The sequence below is a fragment of the Streptomyces humidus genome, assembly GCF_014649655.1.
Classification (GTDB): domain Bacteria; phylum Actinomycetota; class Actinomycetes; order Streptomycetales; family Streptomycetaceae; genus Streptomyces; species Streptomyces humidus.
The window spans coordinates 139,659-165,026 of sequence record NZ_BMTL01000021.1; the positions used below are offsets into that span (position 1 = coordinate 139,659).

Genomic DNA, 25,368 nt, shown 5'->3' on the forward strand with positions numbered 1-25,368 from the left:
GGGTATCGGATCAGCGCCGGAGCGTACAAGGGCTACTGGGTCGGCGAGTCCTACCCGAAGGTGTTCCTGCGCGGTGAGCACATCACCGTCGCCTACAAGGCGCCCCGCACCCTCACGATCGCCGCCAACGCCTCCGCCGAGGCGATCGACTACGGCGCCAACGGCGTGGCCGGCACGCTCAAGACCCTGAAGTACCCCCAGGCGCGCACCCTCCAGTTCGACCGCAGGGCGGTCGTGAACGGGCGGCCGATGGTGCGGATCACCTCGGAGGAACTCGCCGGGTACTGGATTCCGGCCAACCAGGTCACCACCGACGGACACTGACGCACGCACCGGCCGCCCGAAGGACGCCGGCCGGTCAGCGGGGAGGGGCCGCCCACATCGTCCGGGCGGCTCCTCCCCGTATGCTCGCCAGGCGTAGCCAGACACCGGAAGGCGGAGAAGTGAACTACAGGGTCCAGCCCAACGCCCAGGTCGACGCGAGTGCCGAGATCGGCGACGGGAGCAGTGTGTGGGACCTCGCGCAGATCCGGGAGGGTGCGCGGCTCGGTGAGGGCTGTGTGGTCGGGCGTGGGGCGTATGTCGGTTCCGGTGTGCGGATGGGCGACAACTGCAAGCTGCAGAACTACGCGCTCGTGTACGAGCCCGCCGAGCTCGGCGACGGCGTCTTCATCGGCCCCGCCGTGGTCCTCACCAACGACCACAACCCGCGCTCCGTGGATCCCGAGGGCAAGCAGAAGCGCGGCGGCGACTGGGAGGCCGTCGGCGTGAGGATCGCCGACGGGGCGTCCATCGGGGCACGCTCGGTGTGTGTCGCGCCGATCACCATCGGCCGCTGGGCGATGGTCGCCGCGGGCGCCGTCGTCACGAAGGACGTGCCGGACTTCGCGCTGGTCGTGGGTGTTCCGGCGCGCCGCGTCGGATGGGTCGGGCACGCCGGCGTGCGGCTGGTCGAACGGGAGGGCGAGCCGGGCGTGTGGGAGTGCCCGCAGACCGGTTCCCTGTACGAGGAGAAGGACGGGTCGCTCGTCGAGCGTGCGGCGTAGCCGCCATCGCGGCGGCGACCCGGGCGGCCGGCGGGACGGCCGCCCGGGTTGGACGGGTTTCCACCGGTCCGAACACAAGATTCACGAAACCGTTATGCGAGCGAGTCGAAGCCCGGTAGTCGTGTTCTGACCACGGCGCGCACCCGACTCGCTCACCTCGGGGCAACCCACCGGGGATCTGACGCGTCCAACGCTCTGCCTACCATTTCCCTGCCGCTTTCATCTGTCCGTCCGCCCGTCCGCCCGTCCGCCCTGACCCGGCGGTCCGGCAGACCGGCAGCCCCAGACAGTCTCAGAAGTCCAGAAGTCCAGAAGTCCGCCCCCAGAAGAAGAGTGCTCTGTGAAAGTCATCAGCATCGTCGGTGCCCGTCCCCAGTTGGTGAAGCTCGCCGCCATCGCGGCCGCCTTCGCGGGCACCGAGCACGAGCACGTGATCGTGCACACCGGGCAGCACTACGACGCCGACCTCTCCGACGTCTTCTTCTCGGGACTCGGCATCCCCGACCCCGACGTCCACCTCGGCGTGGGCTCCGGCAGCCACGGGGTGCAGACCGGGGCGGTCCTCTCCGCTCTGGACCCGGTCCTCGAGCGCGAGCGGCCCGACTGGGTGCTCGTCTACGGCGACACCAACTCCACCATCGCCGGCGCGCTGTCGGCGGTGAAGATGCACCTGCCCGTGGCGCACCTGGAGGCGGGCCTGCGCTCCTTCAACCGGCGGATGCCGGAGGAGCACAACCGCGTCCTCACCGACCACAGCGCCGACCTGCTCCTCGCGCCCACCGAGGAGGCCATGCGCCACCTCGCGAACGAGGGACTCGCCGAGCGCGCCCGGCTGGCCGGTGACGTGATGGTCGACATCTGCCTGCGCATCCGCGACCAGGTCCGCGCCGGGGAGTTCCCCGCGCCGGAACTGCCCGAGGGCATCGACCCGGCCCAGCCCTTCCTGCTGGCGACCCTGCACCGCCCGGACAACACCGACGACCCCGAGCGGCTCGCCGCGATCGTCGACTCGCTCGCCGGACTGCCGGTGCCGGTGGCGCTCGCCGCCCACCCGCGGCTCGTCGCCCGCGCCCACGAGCACGGCATCGACCTGTCCAGGGGCAACCTGCACGTCGGCCGTCCGCTGCCGTACGCGAGCCTGGTCGCCGCCGTGCTGGCCTCGGTCGGTGTGGTGACGGACTCCGGCGGTCTGCAGAAGGAAGCGTTCCTGCTGGAGCGCATCTGCACCACCATCCGCCCGGAGACCGAATGGGTGGAAACCGTCGACACGGGCTGGAACGTCCTCGTACCCGACCCGCACACGCTGTCGCCCCAGAAGTGGGCCGAGACCGTGACCCGTGCCGTGCCGACCGACGATCCCGGCATCCCGTACGGCGACGGCCGCGCGGCGCACAACGTCGTCCGTCTCATGGAGGAATGGAAGGGGGGCAGCCGGCCCGTCTGACATGAGGACGTGGAACAGGGGGCCGTGGAGTCCGCCTTACCGGCGGCGACATGTGACTCACAGTCCGCGCATGTCAGCGTGCTAGCGTCAACCGCTATGTCATCGTCTTCCCCGTCCGGGCCGCCTGCGGAAGGCAGGCGACCGCACGTCATCTATCTCGCCATCGGCTTCCCGCCGGCCGCCAAGAGTTCCACGTACCGGATGCGCGAGACCGCCAACCAGTTCGTGAAGGTCGGCTGGGACGTCACGGTCGTCAACATCGCCCGGGAGTCCTGGGAACTCGACTCGGGCATCGACCTCTCCCTGCTGGACCAGGTCGACCCCCGGGTGAAGATCGTCGAGCTGCCGCTGTCGCGCGACGACCTCGAGACGGACATCCGTCTCTTCGACGAGGCGCGTGCCCTCGACCCCAACGGCTGGGTCGCCAAGCTCCGCAAGCGCCAGACCAAGACGTTCCCGGAGCCCAACTTCGGTGAGTGGCGCGGCGACCTGGAAGAGGCCGTGCTGCGCATCCACCAGGAGCACCCGGCGGACCTGCTGCTCGCCAGCTGCGTGCCGTACGTGAACCTCGCCGCGGCCTGGAAGCTGTGGGAAGAGGCCAAGGTGCCGTACGCGGTGGACTTCCGCGACGGCTGGTCCATCGACGTCATCGACGGCGTCGAGGCCTTCGCCCGCGACTCCGCCGAGGGCGTCTGGGAGCAGAAGATCCTGGACGACGCCGTGTCGCTGTGGGTCGTCAACGATCCCATCGCCGAGCACTACCGGGCGCGTTACCCCGAGCACGCCCACCGCGTGCACGTGGTCCGCAACGGCTACGACGCGGACAGCGCGCCGGGCCGGTCGCACAGCCCGGACGCGGAGTCCGGACTGGTCTTCGGCTACCTCGGCACGGTCAACTTCACCGTCCCGCACCTGGAGACCGTGCTCAACGCCTGGCGTGCGGCCCGTGCGAAGGAGCCACTGCTGGCGAACGCGCGCTTCGAGCTGCGCGGCCATCTCGGCAACGGCGCCACCCGCGGTGCGAACCGGCACGCCGAGGTCTTCAAGGCGGCCGAGGCCGACGGAGTCTTCTTCGGCGGTCCCGCCGCCAAGGCCGAGGTCTCCTCGATCTACGCCCGCTGGGACGCCATGGTGCTGATCCTCATCGGCGGCCGGTTCGTCACCTCCGGCAAGGTGTACGAGTACATGGCGACCGGCCTGCCGATCGTGTCGGCGCACGCCGTCGAGCACGACGCCTCGAACGTGCTGAGGGGCCATCCGCTGTGGACCGGGGCCCCCGGCCTCGACGAGGCGGGCCTGACCGAGTCCTTCATCAAAGCCGCCCACATGGCGGTGGAGACCAGCGACGAGGAGCACGCCGAGGCGATGGCCCACGCCGACCAGTTCACTCGTGAGGCGCTGATGTCCGTCGCCGTCAAGAACCTTGTCGAGGAGCTCGCCAAGTGACCGAAGTCCTGCTCGTGGCGTCCGTGCGGCCGAATCTCGGCGTGCTCGCCGACACGGTGCGCAAGTTCAACGCCCTGGGTGCTCGTGTCCATCTGGCGGGCATCTTCCAGCTGGACGCGGAGGGCGTCCCGGAGGAACTCGCCCAGGTCGAGCTGGCCTCCGCGCACCAGTTGCCGCGCACCCTCAGGCACCGCAGCCAGGCCGTGCGCCGCCGGCTCGGCAAGGCCCCGCGCGGTCTGCGCAACTGGACGCAGGTGCGCGGCGACTCGTGGCTGCGCTCCCACGGCCGCAAGGCCGACGTCCTCGTCGCCCTCGACGTGGCAGCCGTGTACACGGTGTGGCGGCTCGCCGAGTACAACCGCACCGCCGCGGCCAAGTTCGGGCTCGCGCCCGCGCTGAAGGCCGTGGAGGAACTGAAGGCGCAGGGCGGTCCCACGGCCCGCCGCTCCACCGTCCTGCCGCCGCTGAGCGCCGTCGCCCGTGACGTGAAGCGCTCGGTCGACCGGCTCCCCGCACAGCTGGTGCGCACCGTCACCCCCCGGCCCCTGATGCGTTCCGGAGTCGGCGCCCGTCTGTGGCGCTCCGCGGTGACCGCTCCCGGCGTGCCCATAAGGGTGCGCGCCGCGACCTCGCGGTACGTCGCCGAGGGCATGCAGTGGGCGGGCCGTACCAGCGGCGCCGCGCTCACGCTGGGGGACGCCGCCTCGAAGATCCCGGACCTGCAACTGCGGGCGGACCTCTACTACGAGGGCGTCATGCAGGAGCTGAAGAAGGGCATCAGCCCCCGCCAGCTGGGCAAGGCGGTCGCCGCCCAGCTCGCCAACGCCGACGCGCTGTTCGCCGGGGGAAAGACGGACGACGCCGCCGAGGCGCTGAACCGCGCCCTGTTCCTGCACTTCCACCGGGTGCTGCACATCGACCAGCTGTCGTCGCCGCTGGCGACGGACGCCGAGGGTTTCGTCGCCCCGCTGCACCGCTCCAAGGCGTTCCAGGCGCTGAGCCGCCCCCGCGGCCGCAAGGCGCCCGCCGCGCCCGCCCCCACCGACCGCCCGCTGCGGCTGCTGGTGGCGACGAGCGCCAACGACAACTTCCTGCACCTGATCAAGGAGCACTTCGCCGGCCACCCCGGCGTCGAGCTGCGCTACCTCGACCTGGCCGCCAACAAGCACCTGAAGCGGATCTCCTGGGCCGCGCCGCGGATGCTCAAGGACCGCCTGGCGGGCGACACGAGCGACTACCAGGAAGAGGTCGAGCGCCTGATGCGCCCTCACCTCGACTGGGCCGACACCCTGTTCCTGGAGTGGGCGGCGGGCCCGGCCGGGATGCTCACCACGATCGACCCGGGCGACACCCGGATCGTGGTGCGCCTGCACAGCTACGAGGCGTTCACGCGCTGGCCGCACATGACGGACTTCTCCCGGATCGACGACATGGTCTTCGTCGCCCCGCACGTGAAGGACCTGACGGCCTCGCTCGTGCCCACTCTGCGCGGCGAGCAGGCCCCGCGGTTCCACCTCATCGACAACGCCATGGACCTGTCGGGCTTCAACCGTTCGAAGCCGGCCGAGGCCCGCTTCAGCCTCGGCCTGGTCGGCATCAGCCAGGTCGCGAAGGACCCGAAGTGGGCCCTGGACGTCCTGGAGCGGGTCCGCAAGCACGACGACCGCTACCGGCTGCTCCTGGTCGGCGGCGACATGGATCCGAAGACCAGCCAGGCCACCAAGCACTACCTGAACGAGTTCGAGGAGCTGCTGGCGCCGCTGGAGGAGTCCGGCGCGGTGGTCCGGCTCGGCGCGACGGACGACGTCCCGTCCAAGCTCGTCGAGATCGGTACGATCCTCAGCTCCTCGGTGCGCGAGGGCTGCCACGTCGGCCTGATGGAGGGCGCGGCCAGCGGTGCCGTCCCCGTCGTCCGCGACTGGCCGTTCTACGCGGGCAAGCCCAACAGCGCCCGCACCCTCTACCCCGAGGGCTGGGTGGTGGCCTCCCCCGCCGAGGCGGCCGAGCGGATCCTGAAGATCACGGCCACGGAGGAGTCCTGGCGCGCCGCGGGCGAGCTCGCCGCCGATCACGCGCTGAGCGTGTGGGACTGGCCCGTGGTGCAGAAGCACTTCGAGAAGCTGTTCCTCGGGGAGGAGCGGTCCGGCTGAGCGGCCGGCACTCCCCCGCATGAGTGAGGGCCCCGGGATCGGTCCCGGGGCCCTCACTCATGCGCTCACCGAGGTGCTCGCGCGGGCGCTCAGGGGTGGCGCAGCCGCCATCCCGCCCACGCCGACTCCACCATCTCCCGCACACCGCGCTCCGCGCTCCAGCCGAGTTCCTCGCGGATGAGGTCGGCGGAGGCGACGACCCGGGCCGGGTCTCCCGGCCTGCGGCCCAAGACCACCGGCTCGGCCTCCGCGCGGCCGGTGACGTCCTGGATCACACCGATCATCTCGGCGACCGAGACGCCCTCGCCACGGCCGATGTTGAGGACCAGCCGGGCGTCCGGGTCGGCGGCCAGCCGGCGGGCGGCCGCGACGTGGGCGGTGGCGATGTCCTCGACGTGGATGTAGTCGCGGACGCAGGTCCCGTCGGGCGTCGCGTAGTCGTCGCCGAAGATCCGCGGGGCCTCGTCCGCCTCGAGCCGTTCGAAGACCATCGGGACGAGGTTGAAGGCCCCTTCGTCACCCAGCTCGGGGGTGGCGGCGCCCGCCACGTTGAAGTAGCGCAGGGAGGCCGTCGCCATGCCGTGCCGGGCGCCGACCGCCCCGACCAGCCACTCGCCCGCGAGCTTGGTCTCGCCGTAGGGGTTGATCGGCGCGCACGGCGTCTTCTCGGTGACGAGGTCGACGTCGGGCATGCCGTACACGGCGGCGGACGAGGAGAACAGGAACCGGCCGATGCCCGCGGCGACGGCCGCGTCGAGCAGGACCCGCATGCCCTCGACGTTCTCGCGGTAGTAGTACAGCGGCCGGTCCACGGACTCCGCCACCTGCTTCTTGCCTGCGATGTGCACGATGCCGGTGACGCCGTGCTCGCGCAGCACCCGCGCGACGGTGTCCGCGTCGAGGACCGTGCCGACCTCCAGCACCACACCGTCCGGGAGCCGCTCGGCCCGGCCCGTGCTCAGGTCGTCGAGGACGACGACCCCCTCACCGGCGTCCGTCATCGCCCTCACGACATGCGAGCCGATGAATCCGGCTCCGCCCGTGATCAGCCAGGACATGGGAAAACCTTCCTTGCACGAGGACCCCGCCCCGAGGTGCGGGGCGGGGCCACGAGGTTGTTCGCGTACGGGTGTCAGCCGCCGATGACGACGCGGCGGACGCCCTTCCAGGCCTCCGGGTCCGTCGTGCGGCGGCCGTCGACCAGGACCGTCACGTCCGGCAGGTCGGCCGGGGTCAGCGTGCGGTACTCGGCGTGGTCGGCCTGGAGGATCGCCGCGGTGACCTTCTCGCCCGTGTGCGGGGTGAGGCCGTGGGCGAGGAGCTCCTCGTCGGTGTACATCGGGTCCGAGACGAAGGGGACCGCGCCGCGCGCCTTGAGGGCCTCGACGGTCGGGAAGACGCCCGAGAAGGCAGTCTCCTTCACGCCGCCGCGGTAGGCGGCGCCCAGCACGAGGACGCCCACGCCGGTCAGGTCGCCGTACGCGGCGGCCAGCAGGTCGACGGCGTACTCGGGCATCGCGGCGTTGGCCTCGCGCGCCGAGCGCACGACGGTCGCGGCCGGGTCGTTCCACAGGTACATCCGCGGGTAGATCGGGATGCAGTGGCCGCCGACGGCGATGCCCGGCTGGTGGATGTGGCTGTAGGGCTGCGAGTTGCAGGCCTCGATGACCTTCTTGACGTCGATGTCGTTCTGGTCGGCGAAGCGCGCGAACTGGTTCGCCAGGCCGATGTTGACGTCCCGGTAGGTGGTCTCGGCGAGCTTGGCCAGCTCGGAGGCCTCCGCGGTGCCCAGGTCCCAGACGCCGTTCGGCCGGGGCAGGTCGGCGCGCTCGTCGAAGTCGAGGACCTGCTCGTAGAACTCCACGCCGCGGGCGCTCGACGCCTCGTCGATGCCGCCGACCAGCTTGGGGTAGCGGCGCAGGTCGGAGAAGACGCGGCCGGTCAGGACGCGCTCCGGGGAGAAGACGAGGTGGAAGTCGTCGCCCGCGGTCAGGCCGGAGCCCTCGGCCAGCATCGGCGCCCAGCGGGTGCGGGTGGTGCCGACCGGGAGGGTCGTCTCGTACGAGACCAGCGTGCCGGGCTTGAGGCCCTGGGCGATCGCCTTCGTCGCGGAGTCCATCCAGCCGAAGTCCGGGGTGCCCTCGGCGTCCACGAACAGCGGGACGACCACGACGACGGCCTCGGACTCGGCGACCGCGGACGCGGTGTCGGTCGTCGCGCTCAGCAGCCCGGCGTCGACGGCCTGCTTCAGCTTGACGTCCAGGTCGTGCTCGCCGGGGAACGGCTCGACGCCGGCGTTGACCAGCTCGACGACCTTCTCGTTGACGTCCGCGCCGATGACCCGGTGGCCCTTGGAGGCGAACTGCACGGCCAGCGGAAGGCCGATCTTGCCGAGTGCTACTACACAGATGTTCATGGAGGGTCGCTACTTCCTTTTGGAACCGGTCGGCTTCTTGAAACCGGCGGACTTCAACTTTCTGACGCCGGCCGCCCGCACGCGGACGGCCAGGGACTTCAGCTTCCGGACGGGAGCTGCCAGCGCCCTGAGGACCAGTGCCCTCTTCGGCGGGTACATCTGAGCCGTGTCGATCACGACACGCCCCTTGCCGTTCACCACGGCCGACGCCCGGTAGGGATCCCCCTCCCGGCCCCAGAGGCGGGCCAGCGGCATGGGCAGGTTCTCGCCCCGCACGGGAATCTCGTACGTCGAACCGGCCACGTCCAGGTATACCCGCACACCGCGCTCGGCGGTGACGTACTCCAGCGGGATCCGGGCGTGCAGCACGGTGGCCGCGCCGTCCCCGGAGGGCTCGCGCGTCACCTCGCCCACCGGCGCCGGCAGGACGTGGCCGGCCTTCAGCCGGCGCGCGCCGGGCTTGTCCGCCGACTTGGGCATCGCTTTCGTGGCGAGCCGGACCACGCTGCCCTGGACGTCGCCGACCACCGGCACCCGCACGGACAGCGTGTACGTGAGCGCCTCGCCCTGCTGTTCCCAGGCGGAGGCCAGCAGCTCGGTGCCCCCGGCGAGAGCGCCGGGCACGGACTCCCCGAGCAGCTCGTAGACCCGGTCCTCCAGGCCGATGCGCGGGTCGCGGAAACCGGCGTAACGGGCGAACGCCCGCCCGCCCTCGAGGACGAACGGGGGCGCCCCGTGCTCCTGCTCCGAGCTGATCGCGGCGGCGAGCTCGTCGACCGCACCGGCCCGGGCCAGCGCGATGCGCACCCGGCGCTTGACGTCCATCGCGTCCCGGATGCCGTCGGTGAAGTAGACGTCGGCGAGCCGCGCGATGCCCGCGCAGATCTGCCGCCGGAGCTCGCGGTCCAGGCCGGGGAAGTCGTCCTGGACGAGCTTGGCGAGTTCCCAGGTGAAGTGCCGGCGCAGCAGCGCGTCCCGCTTGGGGCCCGCCTCGACGAGACCGGCCGCGAAGTCCATGATCTCGCCGGCCGCCCGCAGCCGCGCGAGGTGGTCGGCGCGGTAGGTGATGTTGCTGGCGTCGCCCCGCTTGACGGCGTAGTAGCAGGTGTAGTCGGCCACCACCGAGATCTTCGTCGCGCGGACGCACGCCTCGATGGTGAACGGCTGGTCGCTGCCCACGGGAAGGTGCTCGGGGAAGCGCAGCTTGTGCTTCTCGACCAGCTCACGGCGGAACAGCTTGGTGTTGGCCAGGGTGAAGGGCAGCGCGGAGTCGTACAGGCTGACGTCCGGGTCGCTCGTCTTGTACAACGCCTGGTGCACGTAACGGCCGTTGGTACCGACCATCTTGCCGACGACGACGTCCGAGTCGTACTTGTCGGCGCACTTCACCATGCGTTCCAACGCCTCCTCGCCGAGGTAGTCGTCGGAGCCGATGAAGTACACGTACCGGCCGGTGGCCACCTCCAGCGCCCGGTTGCTGGGCGCCGCCGGGCCGCCGGAGTTCGACTGGTGGATCACCCTGACGGTGTCCGGGTACAGGGCCGCGAACCGGTCGAGTTCGCGGCCGCTGTCGTCGGTGGAACCGTCGTCGACGGCGACGATCTCCAGCCGCTCGCGCCCGATGGTCTGATTGACCAGGGAGTTGAGGCACTCCGTCAGGTACGGCATCGTGTTGTATACCGCGACGACGACGCTGACGTCAGGCGCAGCACTCATGCTGGGACTCCTGGTCTCCGCCGGCCGTGCCGGCCGGGTCCTGCGGGGAAAGTCTCACAGAACATAGGAGTCCCGCCGAGCACGCACCGTTCCCCCGATGTGTGATGCTCAGCTGCCATGGACGGCCAGGTCCTCCACCGGAAGCGTAACGCTGGTGTTGCTTGTGGCCGACTCGAGCAGCGCCGCCGCCACTTCGACGGTCCGCATGCCCTGGCGCAGGGAGCAGATGTCGACGGGCTTGCCGAGCACGGCGTCCCGGAAGAGCTCGTGCTCGACCTGCAGCGGCTCGCGCTTCGGGATGGCGTACCGGATCATGTCGCCCTCGGAGACGCCTCGGAAGGCCTGCAGGGCCTCCCACTCGGTGGTCACCGCGGCGTTGGAGTGGAACGTCAGGTCGGCGGTCAGGGTGTCGGCGATGAAGCAGCCGCGCTCGCCGGTGACCGAGGTGAACCGCTCCTTGAGCGGGCTCAGCCAGTTCACCAGGTGGTTGACCATGGTGCCGTCGTCGAGACGGCCCACCGCGGAGACCATGTCCTCGTGCTCACGGCCGCTCTTGGAGACGGTGTGCGCGGCGATGGACACGTACTGACGCCCGGTCACCCAGCCGGTCAGGTCGATGTCGTGCGTCGCGAGGTCCTTGACGACGCCGACGTCCGCGATGCGGTGCGGGAAGGGGCCCTGGCGGCGGGTGACGACCTGGTAGACGTCACCGAGCTCGCCGGCCTCCAGCCGCGCCCGCAGCGACATCAGCGCCGGGTTGCAGCGCTCGATGTGACCGACGCCGGCCACCAGGCCCCGCGACTCGAACGCCTCGACGAGACGGCGGGCGCCCTCGACGGTCTCCGCGACCGGCTTCTCGATCAGCGCGCAGACGCCGGCGTCGGCGAGCGCGAGACCGACCTCTTCGTGCAGATGCGTCGGGCAGGCCACCACGGCGTAGTCCACACCGAGGGCGATCAGCTCCTCGACGGTGTCCAGGATCGGCGCGCCCTGGGCGGCGCCGAACTTGTCGCCCATCGGGTCGACGACGCCGACGAGGTCGACGGCGTCCAGACCCGACAGGACACGGGCGTGGTGACGCCCCATGGAACCGAGGCCGACGAGTCCCGCTCGCAGCGACTTCCCGGTACTCACAGTTGCTCCCCCAGAGCATTGACGGCGGTGACGATGCGTTCCAGCTCCTGTGCGGACAGGGCCGGGTGGACGGGCAGCGACACGACCTCGGCGGCCGCCCGCTCCGTCTCGGGCAGGTCCCAGTCACGACCCGCCTTCTGGTCCGGCTCCCAGTACGGCTTCAGCCGGTGGATGGGCGTCGGGTAGTACACGGCGTTGCCGATGCCGGCCTCGGTCAGCCTGGCCATGGCGGCGTCGCGGTCACCCTGGATGCGCACCGTGTACTGGTGGTAGATGTGCCGGGCGCCCTCGGCGACCTTCGGGGTGATCACGTTCGGCGCGGTGATGTGCTCGCTGAGGTACGCGGCGTTGGCGATGCGCTGCTCGGTCCAGCCGTCCAGCTTGCGGCGCTGCACGCGGCCGATGGCGGCCGAGACGTCCGTCATGCGCACGTTGGCGCCGACGATCTCGTTCGCGTAGCGCTTCTCCATGCCCTGGTTGCGCAGCAGACGCAGGGTCCGCGCGGTCTCCGCGTCCCCGGTGGAGATCATGCCGCCCTCGAGGCTGTGCATGTTCTTCGTCGGGTAGAAGCTGAACGTGCCCACGGCGCCGAAAGCGCCGACCGGGGTGCCGTTCAGCGCCGCCGCGTGGGCCTGGCAGGCGTCCTCGACGACGGCGAGTCCGTGCTGCCGGGCGATCGCCATGATCTGGTCCATGGCGGCCGGGTGACCGTACAGGTGAACCGGCATGATCGCGGCCGTGCGCGGCGACAGAGCCGCCTCGACCGCGGCCGGGTCCAGGCAGTACGTCTCCGGGTCGATGTCGGCGAAGACCACGTCCGCGCCGACGAGCCGCACCGCGTTGGCGGAGGCGGCGAAGGAGAACGACGGCACGATGACCTCGTCGCCCGGGCCGAGGCCGAGGGCGAGGAGCGACAGGTGCAGCGCCGAGGTGCCGGAGTTGACCGCTACGCAGTGCCGTCCGTCGACCAGCTCCGAGAACTCCTCCTCGAAGGCGGCCACCTCGGGCCCCTGGACGACCATGCCGCTGCGCAGAACACGGACGGCGGCTTCGATCTCCTCCTCGCCGATCACTGGTTTGGCGGCCGGTACGAACTCATGGGCGTCGGTCATCGACATCCCCTCCTCTACGGCGACCTCGAAGGCGCACCACGTCATGCATGGTCGGGAAGGGACCGTGTCGATGCACAGCACGGCCGCATCCCTGGTTGTCCGCCGACGCCTGTAGGCGGGCGGACGGCTTGTACACAGGACCCCGCCCCGTGAGGGTTCCTTGCGGGAAGTCAGCCGTCTCCGGCTGTTGAGACCGGATGTGCTCTTCGGCTGTGGTCACGGTGTGCATGCCTATGGCCACCGGGACCAGAGTGCACGTTACCAGTCTGGAGACGGCGATCTTGCCCAGGGTCACCACCCCGAAACCCAGCGGCGCGGGTGCACTCCATCACAAGCGAGACACAGAGTAACTCCCCGGTGAACGCACGGCGACGCGAGTGCGGGAAGCGGGTGAAACGCCGGCGCGGGCGTCCGGAAGTCCGGACGCCCGCGCCATGGGTACCCGCGCCGGGCGGGGTCAGTCCTCCGTCGAGGCCGTGACGGACGGCACACTCTGCTGCGCCGCCACGGTCTTCTTCGACACCGACTTGGCCGCCTTCTTGGCCGTCGTCTTCTTGGCGGCGGTCTTCTTCGCGGCCGTCGTCTTGGCCGCCGCCGTCTTCTTGGTGGCGGCCTTCTTGGCCGTGGCCTTCTTCGCCGTCTTGCGTGCGGCCGTCTTCTTCGCCGGAGCGGCCTGCGCCTCCTCGGCGGGCTCGGCGGCCTCCTCGGACGCTGCCTCGGACGCACCGTCAGGCACGGCCTGGGACGCGTCCTCGGCGGTGGCCTCCGCCGCGACCGACGGGACGACCACGACGGCCGTCTCCTCGGACGCGGTCGGCGCGGTGGCCTTGCGCACGGCGCGGCGCCGCGGGCGGGCCGGGGCCGCGCTCCCGGCGACGGGCTCGGCGGCCTGCCCGGCCTCCTCCGGCTGCTCCGCCGGAGCGGCCTCGGCGACCGGGGTCTCGACGAACGGGGTCTCGGCGACCGTCACCACGGCGGCCTCCGCCCCCGCGGGCGACCCGGCCGGCGCGGACGCCTTGCGGGTGGCACGGCGGCGCGTACGGCCCTTGGGCGCGGCCTCCTCGGCGACCGGGGTCTCGACGACCGGCGTTTCGGCGGGCGCCTCGACGACCGAGTCCTCGACGGCGACAGGCTCCGCGTGCGCGGTGACCGTCTCGGCCGGCTGCACCGGACGCTCGGTCTCCGCCTCGACGGTGACGTCCTGCGCGGTGGGCGCCTCGACGGCCTCCTCCGCGACGGCCCCGGCCGAGAGCTCCGAGACGAACGACTCGGAGCCGGACCGACGCGAGCCGCCCCTCGGCGCACCCGCCGGAGCGGACGCCCTGCGGCTCGACCGGCGCCGGCCCCGGCCACGCGTGGCGGCGGCCTCCGCCTCCGCGACGCTGCTGTACAGCTCCTCGTCCGCGGTGAACTCGGGGGCCGCGAGCGCGACCGGCTCGGCCACCTCGGCGGCGACCTCGGCCTCGCTCTCCGTCTCCGGCTCGGCGCCCGTGTACGGCTCGACCTCGGCCGCCGTCTCGTGCTCGTGGTCGGGGCCCTGTCCGTCGCCGCCACGGCCGCGCTTCTTGCGCTTGCCGCCGCCGACGGAGGTCGGCTGCTCCATGTGGACGATGACGCCGCGCCCGTTGCAGTGCACGCAGGTCTCGGAGAACGACTCCAGCAGACCCTGGCCGACCCGCTTGCGGGTCATCTGCACCAGGCCCAGCGAGGTGACCTCGGCGACCTGGTGCTTGGTGCGGTCACGGCCCAGGCACTCCAGCAGACGCCGCAGCACCAGGTCCCGGTTGGACTCCAGCACCATGTCGATGAAGTCGATCACGATGATGCCGCCGAGGTCGCGCAGCCGCAGCTGACGCACGATCTCCTCGGCCGCCTCCAGGTTGTTCCTGGTGACCGTCTCCTCGAGGTTGCCGCCCTGACCGGTGAACTTGCCGGTGTTGACGTCGACCACGACCATGGCCTCGGTCCGGTCGATCACCAGCGAGCCGCCGCTGGGCAGCCAGACCTTGCGGTCCAGCGCCTTGGCGAGCTGCTCGTCGATCCGGTAGGTGGCGAAGACGTCCACCTCGGACGTCCACCTCGACAGCCGCTCGGCGAGGTCGGGCGCCACGTGCGAGACATAGCCGTGGATGGTCGACCATGCCTCGTCGCCGCTGACGATGACCTTGGAGAAGTCCTCGTTGAAGATGTCGCGCACGACGCGGACGGTCATGTCCGGCTCGCCGTACAGCAGCGTCGGCGCGCTCGAGCCGCCGCCGCTCTTGGCCTTCTTCTGGATGTCCTCCCACTGCCCCTGCAGCCGCTCGACGTCGCGGCGCAGTTCGTCCTCGCTCGCGCCCTCGGCGGCGGTGCGCACGATGACGCCCGCGTCCTCGGGGACGATCTTCTTGAGGATCGTCTTCAGCCGGGCCCGCTCGGTGTCGGGCAGCTTGCGGCTGATGCCGGTCATCGAGCCCTCGGGCACGTACACGAGGTACCGGCCCGGGAGGGAGACCTGGCTGGTCAGACGCGCGCCCTTGTGCCCGATCGGGTCCTTCGTCACCTGGACGAGGACCGACTGGCCCGACTTCAGGGCGGCCTCGATGCGGCGCGGCCCGTTGGCCATGCCGAGCGCCTCGAAGTTGACCTCGCCGGCGTACAGGACGGCGTTGCGCCCCTTGCCGATGTCGATGAAGGCGGCCTCCATCGACGGCAGCACGTTCTGCACCTTGCCCAGGTACACGTTGCCGACGTACGAGGTGGCCTGCTCCTTGTTGACGTAGTGCTCGACGAGCACGTTGTCTTCCAGGACGCCGATCTGGGTGCGCTCGCCGCTCTGGCGGACGACCATCACCCGCTCGACGGCCTCGCGGCGGGCCAGGAACTCGGCCTCTGTGATGATCGGCACGCGCCGGCGGCCCTGCTCCCGGCCTTCCCGACGGCGCTGCTTCTTGGCCTCCAGGCGGGTCGAGCCCTTGATGGACTGCACCTCGTCGGACGGCTCGGAGGGCTTGCGCGGCTCACGGACCTTGACGACCGTGCGCTCCGGGTCCCCGTCGACGGGCTCGGCCTCGGTGGAGGCGTCCCCGGCACGACGGCGACGGCGACGGCGGCGGCGGCTGCCGGCGGTGGAACCGCCCGCGTCCTCGTCCTCCGTGTTCTCGTCCTCCTCGTCCTCCTGCCCGTCGGCGTCCTCGGCGTCCTGGGCGACCTGCTCGGCGGCGAGTTCGTCGGAGTCGGCGTCGCCGGACTCCCCCTCACCGTCGGCGGCGTCGCCACGGCGACGGCGACGACCGCCGCGACGACGACGGCGACGCGAACCGGTCTCCTCGCCGTCGTCCTCACCCTCGGCGATGTCCTCGGCGGCCTCGTCGGCCTCCTCCGGCTCGGTCTCCGCCTCGTCCTCGACGGCGTGGGCGGCGGGCGCGGCGGTGCGGCCGGACTCGGCCTCCTCACCGGCGCCGGCGGCCCTGCGGCGACGACGGCGACGCGAGCCGGCGGGCTCCTCGGGAAGCTCCGCGGCGCTCTGCACCTCTTCGGGCTCTTCCGCCACGACGGTCTCCGCCTCGGCGGCCGCCTCGGCGGCGGCCCGCTGCGGCGTCTGGAACTGCGGCTCGGCGAACACGGGCGCCTGGAACACGGCGACCGCGGGCCGCGCCGGACGGCGCGGCGCGTCGTCCTCGCCCCTCACGGGCTCGGGCGCGGAGAAGCCGCCGGCGGCCCGGCGGACCACCCGCCGACGACCGCGGCGCGGACCGGCGTCCTCGTCGGCGTCGTCGGCCTCGGGAGCCTTCGGCTCCTCGACGGCGGCGGGAGCGACCGGCTCCTCGGCCGCCTCGGACACCGGCGACTGCTCGGCAGCCGGGGAAACCCGGACCGGTTCGGGCACGGAGGCCTCGGGGGTCTCGGCCGCGGGAGCGGAGACGCGACGGGTGGCGCGCCGACGGGAGCGCGGGGCAGCCGGTTCGGCCGCCTCCTCCGCCACCGCGGGCGCCTCGGCCTCGACGGCCTCCACGACTGCGACGGGTTCGGCGGGCGCCTCGGTCTCCGGCGTGACGGCGGGGGCGGTCACCCGCCGGGTGGCGCGGCGCCGTGTACGCGGCGCGGCCTCGGCGGGCGCCTCCTCGGCCGTCCCTGCGACGGGCTCGGCCCCGGCCTCCACGGCGACGGGCTCGGCCTCCGCGGTGACGGGCTCGGCGGCGGGCTCCACGGCTTCGGCCGGGGCCTCGGCGGGCGTGGTCACGCGGCGCGTGGCCCGACGGCGCGAGCGGCGAGGAGCCGCGTCCTCTGCCGGGGCTTCCTCGGCGGCGGCCTCTTCGACAGCCGGGGCGCTCGCCTCGGCGGGCACCGGCACGACGGTCTCGGCCGCCTCGGCGGCGGCCGGTGCGCCGGCGGGCGCGGAGGCGCGGCGGGTGGCCCGACGGCGGGCACGAGGCGCGGCCTCGACAGCCTGCTCGGGCTCGTCCGCCTTGGCGTCCGCGCCGGCGTTCTCGTCCTGGACGGTCTCGTCCTGGACGTCGTCCTCCGCCAGTTCCTCGACGGACTCCACGGCCGGTGCGACCGGCGTGGTGATCTCGGCCGAGGCGTCGGCGGCTGCGGACGGCGGACCCGCCGGCCGGGATGCGGCACGGCGCCGACGACGCGGCGGCAGGGTGTCGCTGGGGGTGTTCGCTTCGGAGTCCGTGACGGACTCTGTGGATTCGGTTGGCTCGAGCATGCGGGCGTTTCTCCCGTCAGGCTCCCGGGCGCCGCGCCTGGTCCGGCGGCGATCACGAAGGATCGACCGCCGTTGACGTCCGCGGCTCGCGCGATGCGCGGTGCCGCCGTCCGGGGCGCGGGCGCCGCTCGGGAGCTCTCTGTGTCCTGTCTCGCCGGTTCCGTACGCCGAATGCGCACGGCCTGGCGAAAGTCTTCTGGTCGGTGCGCTGCCCGACCCAGGTGGCTCCCGAGTACGAGGGCGACGCTACGACGTACGTTCCTTCGCGGAACCTTCCCTACGCGGGCGCCTTCGCGGCGGCAGCGGGATCGGCCGTTGTGGGGGCCTGAGCTGCCTCGCGGTCGGGCGCGAGCGGGTCGGTCACCGTGCCGGTCTCTTCATCGAACAGCCCCTGCGCCAGCCTGGTCACCGCAGCGGGGACCGGCGGCGCCAGGTCGGCCACGGCGCGGAGACCGGACAGGACGTCGTCGGGTCGAACGGCAGGCGTCACGTGCCGAACAACCAGCCGCAGTATCGCACAGGGCTGGTCGGTCGGCCTATCAGCAGGTTCACCGTACGTTTCCAGCCGTACGACCGCGGCTCGGGTGTCGAAGGTGCGAACGCCGTTCTTCGTCATGCGCTGGACCTCCACGGCGTCGGCCTCGTTGAAGGCCTCCACCGCGCGGCCGGCGTCGGCCGGGTCCACGCCGGCCAGCCGCAGCTCCCACACGGAGGCCGTCAGCCGGTCGGCCAGACCCGAGCTCCGGGCCTCGACCGCGTCGACGACGTCGAGCCCGGCGGGCAGCGACTCGTCGAGCAGAGCTCTCAGCTTCTCCGGATCACGCGCCGCGGTCAGCGCGATCTCCAGGTACTCCGCCTCACTGCCCGTGCCGGTGGGTGCGGCATTGGCGTACGACACCTTCGGGTGCGGCGTGAACCCCGCCGAGTACGCCATCGGCACCTCGGCACGGCGCAACGCGCGCTCGAAGGCACGCTGGAAGTCACGGTGGCTGGTGAACCGGAGGCGGCCGCGCTTGGTGTATCGCAGTCGGATGCGCTGCACCGCGGGTGCGGGCGGCGGGCCTTCGGGCTGTCGCTTGCCCAGTGTCGTTCAGTCCTTCGTGAGAGCGGTCGTACTGCTACCAAGAGTACGTGCCACGCCCGCCGATGGTTCCCGGCGGGCTGCCGCCTCCCGCCGCGCCGGCTCTCCGAAGAGCATGCGGCGCACGTCCGCGCGGGTCTGCCGCGCCGTCTCCCGGGCGGCGGCCAGCGCCTGCCGGGAGGCCCTGCCCGCGGCTCGCGCGGCCCGGGCCGCGGGACGCAGCACGGCGTCCCTGACGACGTGCCCGACCGGGGTGAGCACGGTGCGGTACGCCCAGCGCACGGGTTCCACGACGATCCACCGCAGGAGAGTCCCGAGCAACCGCCCGACGGAGAGCGAGACGCGCCCGGCGATCCGCCAGGCGTGCCCGAGCGCGTCCCCCACCTCCCGTGCGACGACCGCGAGGAAGCGGCCGACGGGAACCAGCACCCAGCGCCACAGGGCGAGCGCGGGCAGCACGAGCAGGACCCGGGCGACCCGGTGGAGAACGAGGCCGGCCCCGCCGGCCAGCAGCCCCAGGAGCAGCCACACCCCACGCGCGCACCGGACGGCCGCCCGCCCGGCCGGCGCGAGGAGCCAGCGGTGGATCCACTCGGCGGGAACGACGACGAGGTACCGCACCAGCCAGGCCGCAGCGCCGTACGCGGCGACGCCGACGACGGCGGCCACGGACCCGATCCCCTTCAGCAGCCGGCGGACGGCGTGCCCGACGGGCGTCAGCACGCGCGCGTACACCCACGCCAGACCGGAACCGACTCCTCGCAATAGCCATGCGAGCCCGTGCCCGAGCGGGGTGAGGAGGTACCGGTACAGCCGGCCGGCCGGCGTCACCACCAGCACCTTGCCGAGCCAGGCGAGCGCCCTCGCGGCGGGGACGACGAGGTAGCGCCACGACCCGATCAGCGGCCGGACGAACAGCGCCTTCCCCAGCCACGCCAGGGCCCGCCCGAGCGGCCGCAGCACCGTGTCCCGCAGGAGCCGCCCCACCACGACGAGCACGTCCCACATCATGCGCACCGGCACGACCAGCACGAGCACGACGATGCGCACGGGCAGCCGGATCGCGACGGCCAGACACCCTTCGGGGCCCTGCCCGGGAGTCAGGTCGGCCGACGGCGCGGGCGACTCGGCGACAGGCGGTTTCTGCAGGTCCATGTGGACGTAGACGCCGCAGCCGCCCGGACGGATGCAGAACTGACGGCCTGTCAGGCCGTGGTGCGGGACGTGTTCTTCATGACTCCGTCGACCTGACGGTTCAAGACGGTCGTGACGGTTCAAGACGGTCGTGACGGTTCACGATGGTCGTGACGGCCGAGCCTGGCGGGTCCACGCCGTCGGCCTTCACCGAGAAGACGGTGGACCGCCCGTCGCCGCCGTCGGCGTGGCCGCACCGGAGATCTCCCCGGCGATGCGCTCACCCGTCACAGCGTCGACGGCGACATCGCGCCCGCTGGCACGGCCGCCGCTCCCGTCGCCGACAAGCCACACCGGCCGCCAGACCCCCCTGACCTGACGGGCGAGCAGCAGGGCGCGACGGAACTCCCCCGGCGCTCCCGCCGCCCCCTGCGCCAGAGCCTTGGCCTCCGCTTCGTCGACGGTGACAGGCGGAAGCACCGGATCGGCGACGGTCTCGGCCGCGAACCCGAGTACGCGTCCCGTGCCGGTGAGGGTGAGGTCGAGGCGCATCGGCATCAGGACCCCGTGCGCGTAGCGCCGGTACGTCACCCTGTAGACCGTCGTCGGGCCGTGGCCGACGGGACGCACCCGCTGAACGCTGCCCGCGGCGTGCTGCGGGAACCACTCACGGGCGAGCCGTGCCGCGGCCGCCGCGACTTCCCGCGCGCCGAGGCTGCCCTCGTCGGCACGGACGTCCGAAGAGCGGGCACTCTCCAGGGTCTTCGCCGGCCAGGAACCGGAGATGGTGCCGTGGTTCGTCGTCGCGGTGATCCGCAGACGGCATCCGCCTTCATCGGGCTCGGTCACGCTCGCAGTCGCGGTCGCGGTCTGCCGGACCTGCGTATCACTCCCGAAGACTCCCCTGGCCGCAGCGGTGATCCACTCGTCGGCCTGGACGGCGGTTTCGGCGAGGGCACGCTTCTGGTCATCCCTGGCGACGATGTCGACCCGGTCGATCCGGGACTCGAAGACGCCCCCGACGGCCAGCACGGCGAGTGCGCCGAGCGACATGCCCCATGCGAGGTCGCGCAGCGGCTTGCCCGGAGACTGCCGCCGGAGGTAGATCCAGAGGGCCCCCGCCGAGGAACCCAGCAGTGCGCCGGTCGCGTTGGCCGCAAGGTCCGTCACACTGCACGAGCGGCCCAGATGCCCGGCCGACTGGGCGAGTTCCAGGGCTCCGCTGAGGGCCCCGAAGGCAGCCGCGACCGTCACCGGCCTTCTGAAGAGAAAGACAGCCAGCAGCGCACCAGGGGCGAAGAGCGCGATGTTCAGCAGGGAACTCACCGACGTGAACAGACGGGTGGGCATGCCGGTGTCGCACTGCCAGGACTCCAGACCGGCGTCGCCCGGCAGCAGCGTCACGGCCGCGATGCCGACCAGGTAGACGGCCAGAGCCGTTCTGAGAGGCCACGGCTTGCTCCTCGCCTTCGCCACAAGGGCAGTAGGCGCCGCGACCAGCGCAGCGAGAATCAGGAAAGAGACGATCAGGCCCGGTACAGCGGAGATGGACGCTTGAATCACGTTGCAGCCTTCGAGAACACGCAACCGGGACGCTGGTCAGACACCCCGGCCCTTGCGTAAGCGGGCCGGCAGACCTCGAGGTCGGGTGTGCAGCAGTTGCCGACGCCCGCCTTCATGTAGCCAACGATCCTGCTCCACCGGTCGAACGCCATGCAATGATCAAAATAAGACCATCACCAGCTGGACCCCCACTGCGTCGGCTGGTACATCCGGGAGACGAACTGATGCCACACTCCAGCGCGTCGGTCCGCGGGGCCTTGTGCGCACTTGCCGCCGCCCTGGCCGTAGCCGGCTGCAGCTCCCACGGGAGCAGCGCCACCGTCCCCGGTTCCTCAGGCGCCGCAGCGAGCGCCCCACCGCCCACGGCGACGCCCAGGACGACCGGTCAGCCGGACGGACCGTCGGTCGCGACAGCACCGGAACTCGCCTCCGGCGGCATCACCGCGCTGACCTCCGGCACTCGGGTCACGGGGAGCGCCACGTACCCGATCCCTGGTGGGATCAGAGCGGGAACGACTCTGGCGATCGCCGTCAACTGCCAGGGTCCGGGGCGGCTTCGGGTGCAGGTGCAGCCGACCGGCATCTCCTTTCCCCTCGTGTGTGAAAAAGGGAAGGTGCTGCCTTTCATGAACGAGATCCACGTCAGTGAGGGGCGCGCCACGGGCTCGCTCCGGTTCGCGGCGGATCAGAAGGTCACCTGGTCGTTCGCGGTCGGCTGGGATCCCAACCCGCCAGAACAGCATTGACTCTGCAGCGAGAATCGATCTGCTCGAGGGCGCCCCACTCACCTCAGTGCGCGTGTCCTCCGCTGGTCGCAGCGTCCTTCTTGACCGTCAGCGGCAGCAGCTTCCTGCCCGTCGGACCGATCTGAATACTCGTGCCCATCGCGGGACACACCCCACAATCGAAGCACGGCGTCCAGCGGCAGTCCTCGACCTCTGTCTCGTCGAGGGCGTCCTGCCAGTCCTCCCAGAGCCAGTCCTTGTCGAGGCCCGAGTCCAGGTGGTCCCAGGGCAGGACCTCCTCGTACGTCTTCTCGCGCGTCGTGTACCAGTCGACGTCGACGCCGAAGGCGGGCAGCGTCTTGTCGGCGCAGGCCATCCAGCGGTCGTAGGAGAAGTGCTCGCGCCAGCCGTCGAAGCGGCCGCCGTCCTCGTAGACGGCCCGGATGACGGCGCCGATCCGGCGGTCGCCGCGGGAGAGGAGTCCCTCGACGATGCCGGGCTTGCCGTCGTGGTAGCGGAAGCCGATCGAGCGGCCGTACTTCTTGTCGCCGCGGATCTTGTCCCGGAGCTTCTGCAGGCGGGCGTCCGTCGCCTCGGCGGAGAGCTGGGGGGCCCACTGGAAGGGAGTGTGCGGCTTGGGCACGAACCCGCCGATGGAGACGGTGCAGCGGATGTCGTTCTGGCCGGACACCTTGCGGCCTTCGGCGATCACGTTCATCGCCATGTCGGCGATCTGCAGGACGTCCTCGTCGGTCTCCGTGGGCAGGCCGCACATGAAGTACAGCTTCACCTGGCGCCAGCCGTTGCCGTAGGCGGTGGAGACGGTCCTGATCAGGTCCTCTTCCGAGACCATCTTGTTGATGACCTTGCGCATGCGCTCCGAGCCGCCCTCGGGCGCGAAGGTCAGGCCCGAGCGGCGGCCGTTGCGCGTCAGTTCGTTCGCCAGGTCCACGTTGAAGGCGTCGACGCGGGTCGAGGGGAGGGACAGGCCGATCTTGTCCTCCTCGTAGCGGTCCGCGAGTCCCTTGGCGACATCACCGATCTCGCTGTGGTCGGCGCTCGACAGCGAGAGCAGGCCGACCTCCTCGAAGCCGGTCGCCTTCAGACCCTTCTCCACCATGTCGCCGATGCCGGTGATCGACCGCTCGCGCACCGGGCGGGTGATCATGCCTGCCTGGCAGAAGCGGCAGCCGCGGGTGCAGCCGCGGAAGATCTCCACCGACATGCGCTCGTGCACCGTCTCGGCGAGCGGGACCAGCGGCTGCTTGGGGTAGGGCCACTCGTCGAGGTCCATGACCGTGTGCTTCGACACGCGCCACGGCACGCCCGACCGGTTCGGGACCACACGTGCGATCCGGCCGTCCGGCAGGTACTCGACGTCGTAGAACCGCGGGATGTACACCGCGCCGGTCTTCGCGAGGCGGAAGAGGACCTCCTCGCGGCCGCCGGGCCGGCCCTCGGCCTTCCACTCACGGATGATCTTCGTCATGTCGAGCACGGCCTGCTCGCCGTCGCCGATGACCGCCGCGTCGATGAATTCGGCGATCGGCTCGGGATTGAAGGCGGCATGGCCGCCGGCCAGCACGATCGGGTCGTCGAGGCCGCGGTTCGCGGCTTCCAGGGGGATCCCGGCGAGGTCGAGGGCGGCCAGCATGTTGGTGTAGCCGAGCTCGGTGGAGAAGGACAGGCCGAAGACGTCGAATGCCTTCACGGGGCGGTGGCCGTCCACGGTGAACTGCGGGACGCCGTGCTCCCGCATCAGCGCCTCCAGGTCCGGCCACACGCTGTAGGTGCGCTCGGCGAGGACGCCCTCCTGCTCGTTCAGCACCTCGTAGAGGATCATGACGCCCTGGTTGGGAAGACCGACCTCGTACGCGTCCGGGTACATCAGCGCCCAGCGGACGTCGCAGGCCTCCCAGGGCTTGACCGTGGAGTTGAGCTCGCCGCCCACATACTGGATCGGCTTCTGCACATGCGGGAGCAAGGCTTCGAGCTGCGGGAAGACCGACTCGACAGACATCGCGGGGGCACCTTCGTGAGCTGACTGGGGGTCCCCCCGGCCAAAGGCTCGGGGGAGGGTGACCATCTAGCGTAACCCGACCGGAGGCGTCCCCCGCCCGCGAAGAATCCGCCGCGATCCGTTCTAAACCTCCATCTGCGCGCAGGCCCTCTCCCAGAGATCGGGCAGCGCCTCCTCCGCCAGCTCGGCCCGCCCCTCCTCACGGCCGTACAGCACCCCGTAGGTGAAGGCGCTCTCCCCCGCGGCGTGCGCCACGGCCGACAGCTCGCGCAGGGTCCGGCGGGCCATGACGCTGTCCTGGTGGTCGCCGAGCAGGCTCTGCAACGACTTCATGGACTTGGCCAGCGTCTTGGCCGGGCCGCCGACCGCGGGGGTGGCGGTCTCCGCCGCATAGCGGGTCCGCTTGGCCTTCTTGCGCGCCTCGTGCAGGGTCGCGTCGCGGGTGGGGCCGGGCGGCTGTTCCAGGGCCTGTCCGACCAGCGTGGACACCTTCGCGAAGTCCTTGCGGACGGCCTTGGCGAGCACCTTGGCCGGCTTGCCCCCGGCCGCCTTCAGCAGCGGCGGGTCGGCGACCAGGGCGTCCAGGTCGTCGAGCAGGGTGAGGTAGCGCGGCGAGTCCAGGACCCCGAGCAGCCGGTGGCGCGAGCCGCGGGCCTCGGCCTCGGCCCAGGCCCGCAGGCGCGCGCTCACCGGCCCGGAGACGAGGGTGTGGGGCAGGTCGTCCAGGCCCGCCGTCAGGCGCTCGTCGAGCACCTCCTGGTCGCGGCCCGCGCCCAGTTCGCCGGCGAGCCACTTCAGCTCGTCGGCGATCGGGTCGGTGACGGTCCGGTCGAGGACCTTGCGGAAGGAGCGGAAGGTGCTGCGCAGCCGGCGGGTCGCGACGCGCATGTCGTGCACGGAGTCCTCGGTCTCCTGCCGGACGGCCGGATCGAGGGCGACGATCGCGTCCCGTTGGACGCGCACGTACGCCAGCACGTGGTCGCCGGCGGTGACGGGATCGCCGACGGCGGCCTTCTCGTCCGCCGTCTTCCCGTTGCCTCCCTTGCCCCCCTTGTTCCGCTTCTTCTTCGAGGCCGTCTCCGTCAGCGCCCTCGCCAGTTTGGACGGCGACGTCGACGGCCGGACGCCCGCCTTGCGCAACCGCTTGTCCACCTTGTCGAGAAGCGCGGGGTCACCGCCGTCGGCGAGCTCCACCTCGATCTCGGTCCACTGGGCGCCGCCCTCGCCGCCGAACAGCCGGTCCGCCCGTACGGCGTCCACGCTGGCCTCGGCGAGCAGCCGGCCCTTGGCGTCGACGAGCTCGCGGACGTCCCGGCTGGAGCGCAGCCGCACCACCGGCACCAACTGGCCCTCGCGGACACGGGAGCGGACCAGTCGGCCGAGCTCTTCGGGCACGGTGTCCGAGAGCGGCGATCTGATCTCGTCCCGGACGCCGGCCTCGACGGGGAGTTTCAGGTGCCATCCGGCGTCGGCGCCGCCGGTGCGACGGCGCAGGGTGATCGAGGCCGCGGCCAGACGCAGGTCGGAGGTGTCGTAGTAGGTCGCGTCCAGCTCGGTGACGCCCTTGTCGAGGACGGTGGCGACGCCGCCGACTCCGGTCAGGTCGGGCAGCCCGCTCTCGTCGGATTCGTACTTGCGCTCGATCTCGCGTTTCGTCTCCGCCATGAATTGAATCTAGTCGCACT

The 25,368-nt window shown here is 71.7% G+C and carries 16 protein-coding genes; 5 read left to right on the top strand and 11 right to left on the bottom strand.

Going from position 1 to position 25,368, the window contains the following annotated elements:
• Positions 1–60 precede the first annotated feature (60 nt).
• The 5 genes from IE239_RS24410 to IE239_RS24430 all read left to right on the top strand — a co-directional run bounded on the left by IE239_RS24410 (position 61) and on the right by IE239_RS24430 (position 6,086).
• Positions 61–324, top strand: coding sequence for a hypothetical protein (locus IE239_RS24410; RefSeq protein WP_190151512.1), 264 nt, complete (start codon positions 61–63; stop codon positions 322–324).
• Positions 325–443: 119 nt separating this feature from the next.
• On the top strand, positions 444–1,046 hold the full coding sequence (locus tag IE239_RS24415; protein WP_190151513.1) for an acyltransferase: 603 nt from the start codon (positions 444–446) through the stop codon (positions 1,044–1,046).
• 340 nt (positions 1,047–1,386) lie between these two features.
• Positions 1,387–2,490, top strand: coding sequence for a non-hydrolyzing UDP-N-acetylglucosamine 2-epimerase (wecB, locus tag IE239_RS24420; RefSeq protein ID WP_190151514.1), 1,104 nt, complete (start codon positions 1,387–1,389; stop codon positions 2,488–2,490).
• A 201-nt stretch (positions 2,491–2,691) separates the two neighbouring features.
• Complete coding sequence (locus tag IE239_RS24425; protein WP_190151553.1) at positions 2,692–3,936, top strand: glycosyltransferase; 1,245 nt, start codon at positions 2,692–2,694, stop codon at positions 3,934–3,936.
• Positions 3,933–6,086, top strand: a complete 2,154-nt coding sequence (locus tag IE239_RS24430) for a glycosyltransferase family protein (RefSeq protein WP_190151515.1) — start codon at positions 3,933–3,935, stop codon at positions 6,084–6,086. The genes IE239_RS24425 and IE239_RS24430 overlap by 4 nt, the downstream gene beginning before the upstream one ends.
• 89 nt (positions 6,087–6,175) lie before the next feature.
• On the opposite strand, the gene galE is transcribed toward IE239_RS24430, so the two are convergent.
• The 11 genes from galE to IE239_RS24485 all read right to left on the bottom strand — a co-directional run bounded on the left by galE (position 6,176) and on the right by IE239_RS24485 (position 25,348).
• Positions 6,176–7,144, bottom strand: a complete 969-nt coding sequence (gene galE, locus IE239_RS24435; RefSeq protein WP_190151516.1) for a UDP-glucose 4-epimerase GalE — start codon at positions 7,142–7,144, stop codon at positions 6,176–6,178.
• 74 nt (positions 7,145–7,218) lie between these two features.
• The gene (locus IE239_RS24440; RefSeq protein ID WP_190151517.1) at positions 7,219–8,502 is read right to left on the bottom strand and encodes a nucleotide sugar dehydrogenase; all 1,284 of its coding nucleotides are present in this window, start codon (positions 8,500–8,502) and stop codon (positions 7,219–7,221) included.
• A 9-nt stretch (positions 8,503–8,511) separates the two neighbouring features.
• On the bottom strand, positions 8,512–10,218 hold the full coding sequence (locus IE239_RS24445; protein WP_190151518.1) for a glycosyltransferase family 2 protein: 1,707 nt from the start codon (positions 10,216–10,218) through the stop codon (positions 8,512–8,514).
• A 108-nt stretch (positions 10,219–10,326) separates the two neighbouring features.
• Positions 10,327–11,352: a Gfo/Idh/MocA family protein gene (locus tag IE239_RS24450; protein WP_190151519.1), complete on the bottom strand. Its 1,026-nt coding sequence runs from the start codon at positions 11,350–11,352 to the stop codon at positions 10,327–10,329.
• Positions 11,349–12,464, bottom strand: coding sequence for a DegT/DnrJ/EryC1/StrS family aminotransferase (locus IE239_RS24455; protein ID WP_190151520.1), 1,116 nt, complete (start codon positions 12,462–12,464; stop codon positions 11,349–11,351). Before IE239_RS24455 ends, IE239_RS24450 begins: the two co-directional genes overlap by 4 nt.
• 457 nt (positions 12,465–12,921) lie before the next feature.
• Positions 12,922–17,160 carry an Rne/Rng family ribonuclease gene (locus tag IE239_RS24460; protein ID WP_190151521.1) on the bottom strand — a complete coding sequence of 1,413 codons (4,239 nt, stop codon included), beginning with the start codon at positions 17,158–17,160 and terminating at the stop codon, positions 12,922–12,924.
• Positions 17,161–17,437: 277 nt separating this feature from the next.
• Positions 17,438–18,202, bottom strand: a complete 765-nt coding sequence (locus IE239_RS24465) for a TIGR03936 family radical SAM-associated protein (protein ID WP_190151522.1) — start codon at positions 18,200–18,202, stop codon at positions 17,438–17,440.
• 48 nt (positions 18,203–18,250) lie between these two features.
• The gene (locus IE239_RS24470; protein WP_229878272.1) at positions 18,251–19,396 is read right to left on the bottom strand and encodes a hypothetical protein; all 1,146 of its coding nucleotides are present in this window, start codon (positions 19,394–19,396) and stop codon (positions 18,251–18,253) included.
• Between the two features lie 186 nt (positions 19,397–19,582).
• On the bottom strand, positions 19,583–20,851 hold the full coding sequence (locus IE239_RS24475) for a VanZ family protein (RefSeq protein WP_190151523.1): 1,269 nt from the start codon (positions 20,849–20,851) through the stop codon (positions 19,583–19,585).
• A gap of 876 nt (positions 20,852–21,727) precedes the next feature.
• Positions 21,728–23,683 carry a TIGR03960 family B12-binding radical SAM protein gene (locus IE239_RS24480; RefSeq protein ID WP_190151524.1) on the bottom strand — a complete coding sequence of 652 codons (1,956 nt, stop codon included), beginning with the start codon at positions 23,681–23,683 and terminating at the stop codon, positions 21,728–21,730.
• A 123-nt stretch (positions 23,684–23,806) separates the two neighbouring features.
• The gene (locus IE239_RS24485) at positions 23,807–25,348 is read right to left on the bottom strand and encodes a CYTH and CHAD domain-containing protein (protein WP_190151525.1); all 1,542 of its coding nucleotides are present in this window, start codon (positions 25,346–25,348) and stop codon (positions 23,807–23,809) included.
• Between the last annotated feature and the right edge of the window lie 20 nt (positions 25,349–25,368).

Coding starts and splice junctions, on each gene's coding strand:
- IE239_RS24470 (WP_229878272.1), bottom strand. CDS start 19,396: ATGGACCTGCAGAAACCGCCTGTCGCCGAGTCGCCCGCGCCGTCGGCC.
- IE239_RS24425 (WP_190151553.1), top strand. CDS start 2,692: ATGCGCGAGACCGCCAACCAGTTCGTGAAGGTCGGCTGGGACGTCACG.
- galE (WP_190151516.1), bottom strand. CDS start 7,144: ATGTCCTGGCTGATCACGGGCGGAGCCGGATTCATCGGCTCGCATGTC.
- IE239_RS24440 (WP_190151517.1), bottom strand. CDS start 8,502: ATGAACATCTGTGTAGTAGCACTCGGCAAGATCGGCCTTCCGCTGGCC.
- IE239_RS24460 (WP_190151521.1), bottom strand. CDS start 17,160: ATGCTCGAGCCAACCGAATCCACAGAGTCCGTCACGGACTCCGAAGCG.
- IE239_RS24480 (WP_190151524.1), bottom strand. CDS start 23,683: ATGTCTGTCGAGTCGGTCTTCCCGCAGCTCGAAGCCTTGCTCCCGCAT.
- IE239_RS24485 (WP_190151525.1), bottom strand. CDS start 25,348: ATGGCGGAGACGAAACGCGAGATCGAGCGCAAGTACGAATCCGACGAG.
- IE239_RS24455 (WP_190151520.1), bottom strand. CDS start 12,464: ATGACCGACGCCCATGAGTTCGTACCGGCCGCCAAACCAGTGATCGGC.
- IE239_RS24445 (WP_190151518.1), bottom strand. CDS start 10,218: ATGAGTGCTGCGCCTGACGTCAGCGTCGTCGTCGCGGTATACAACACG.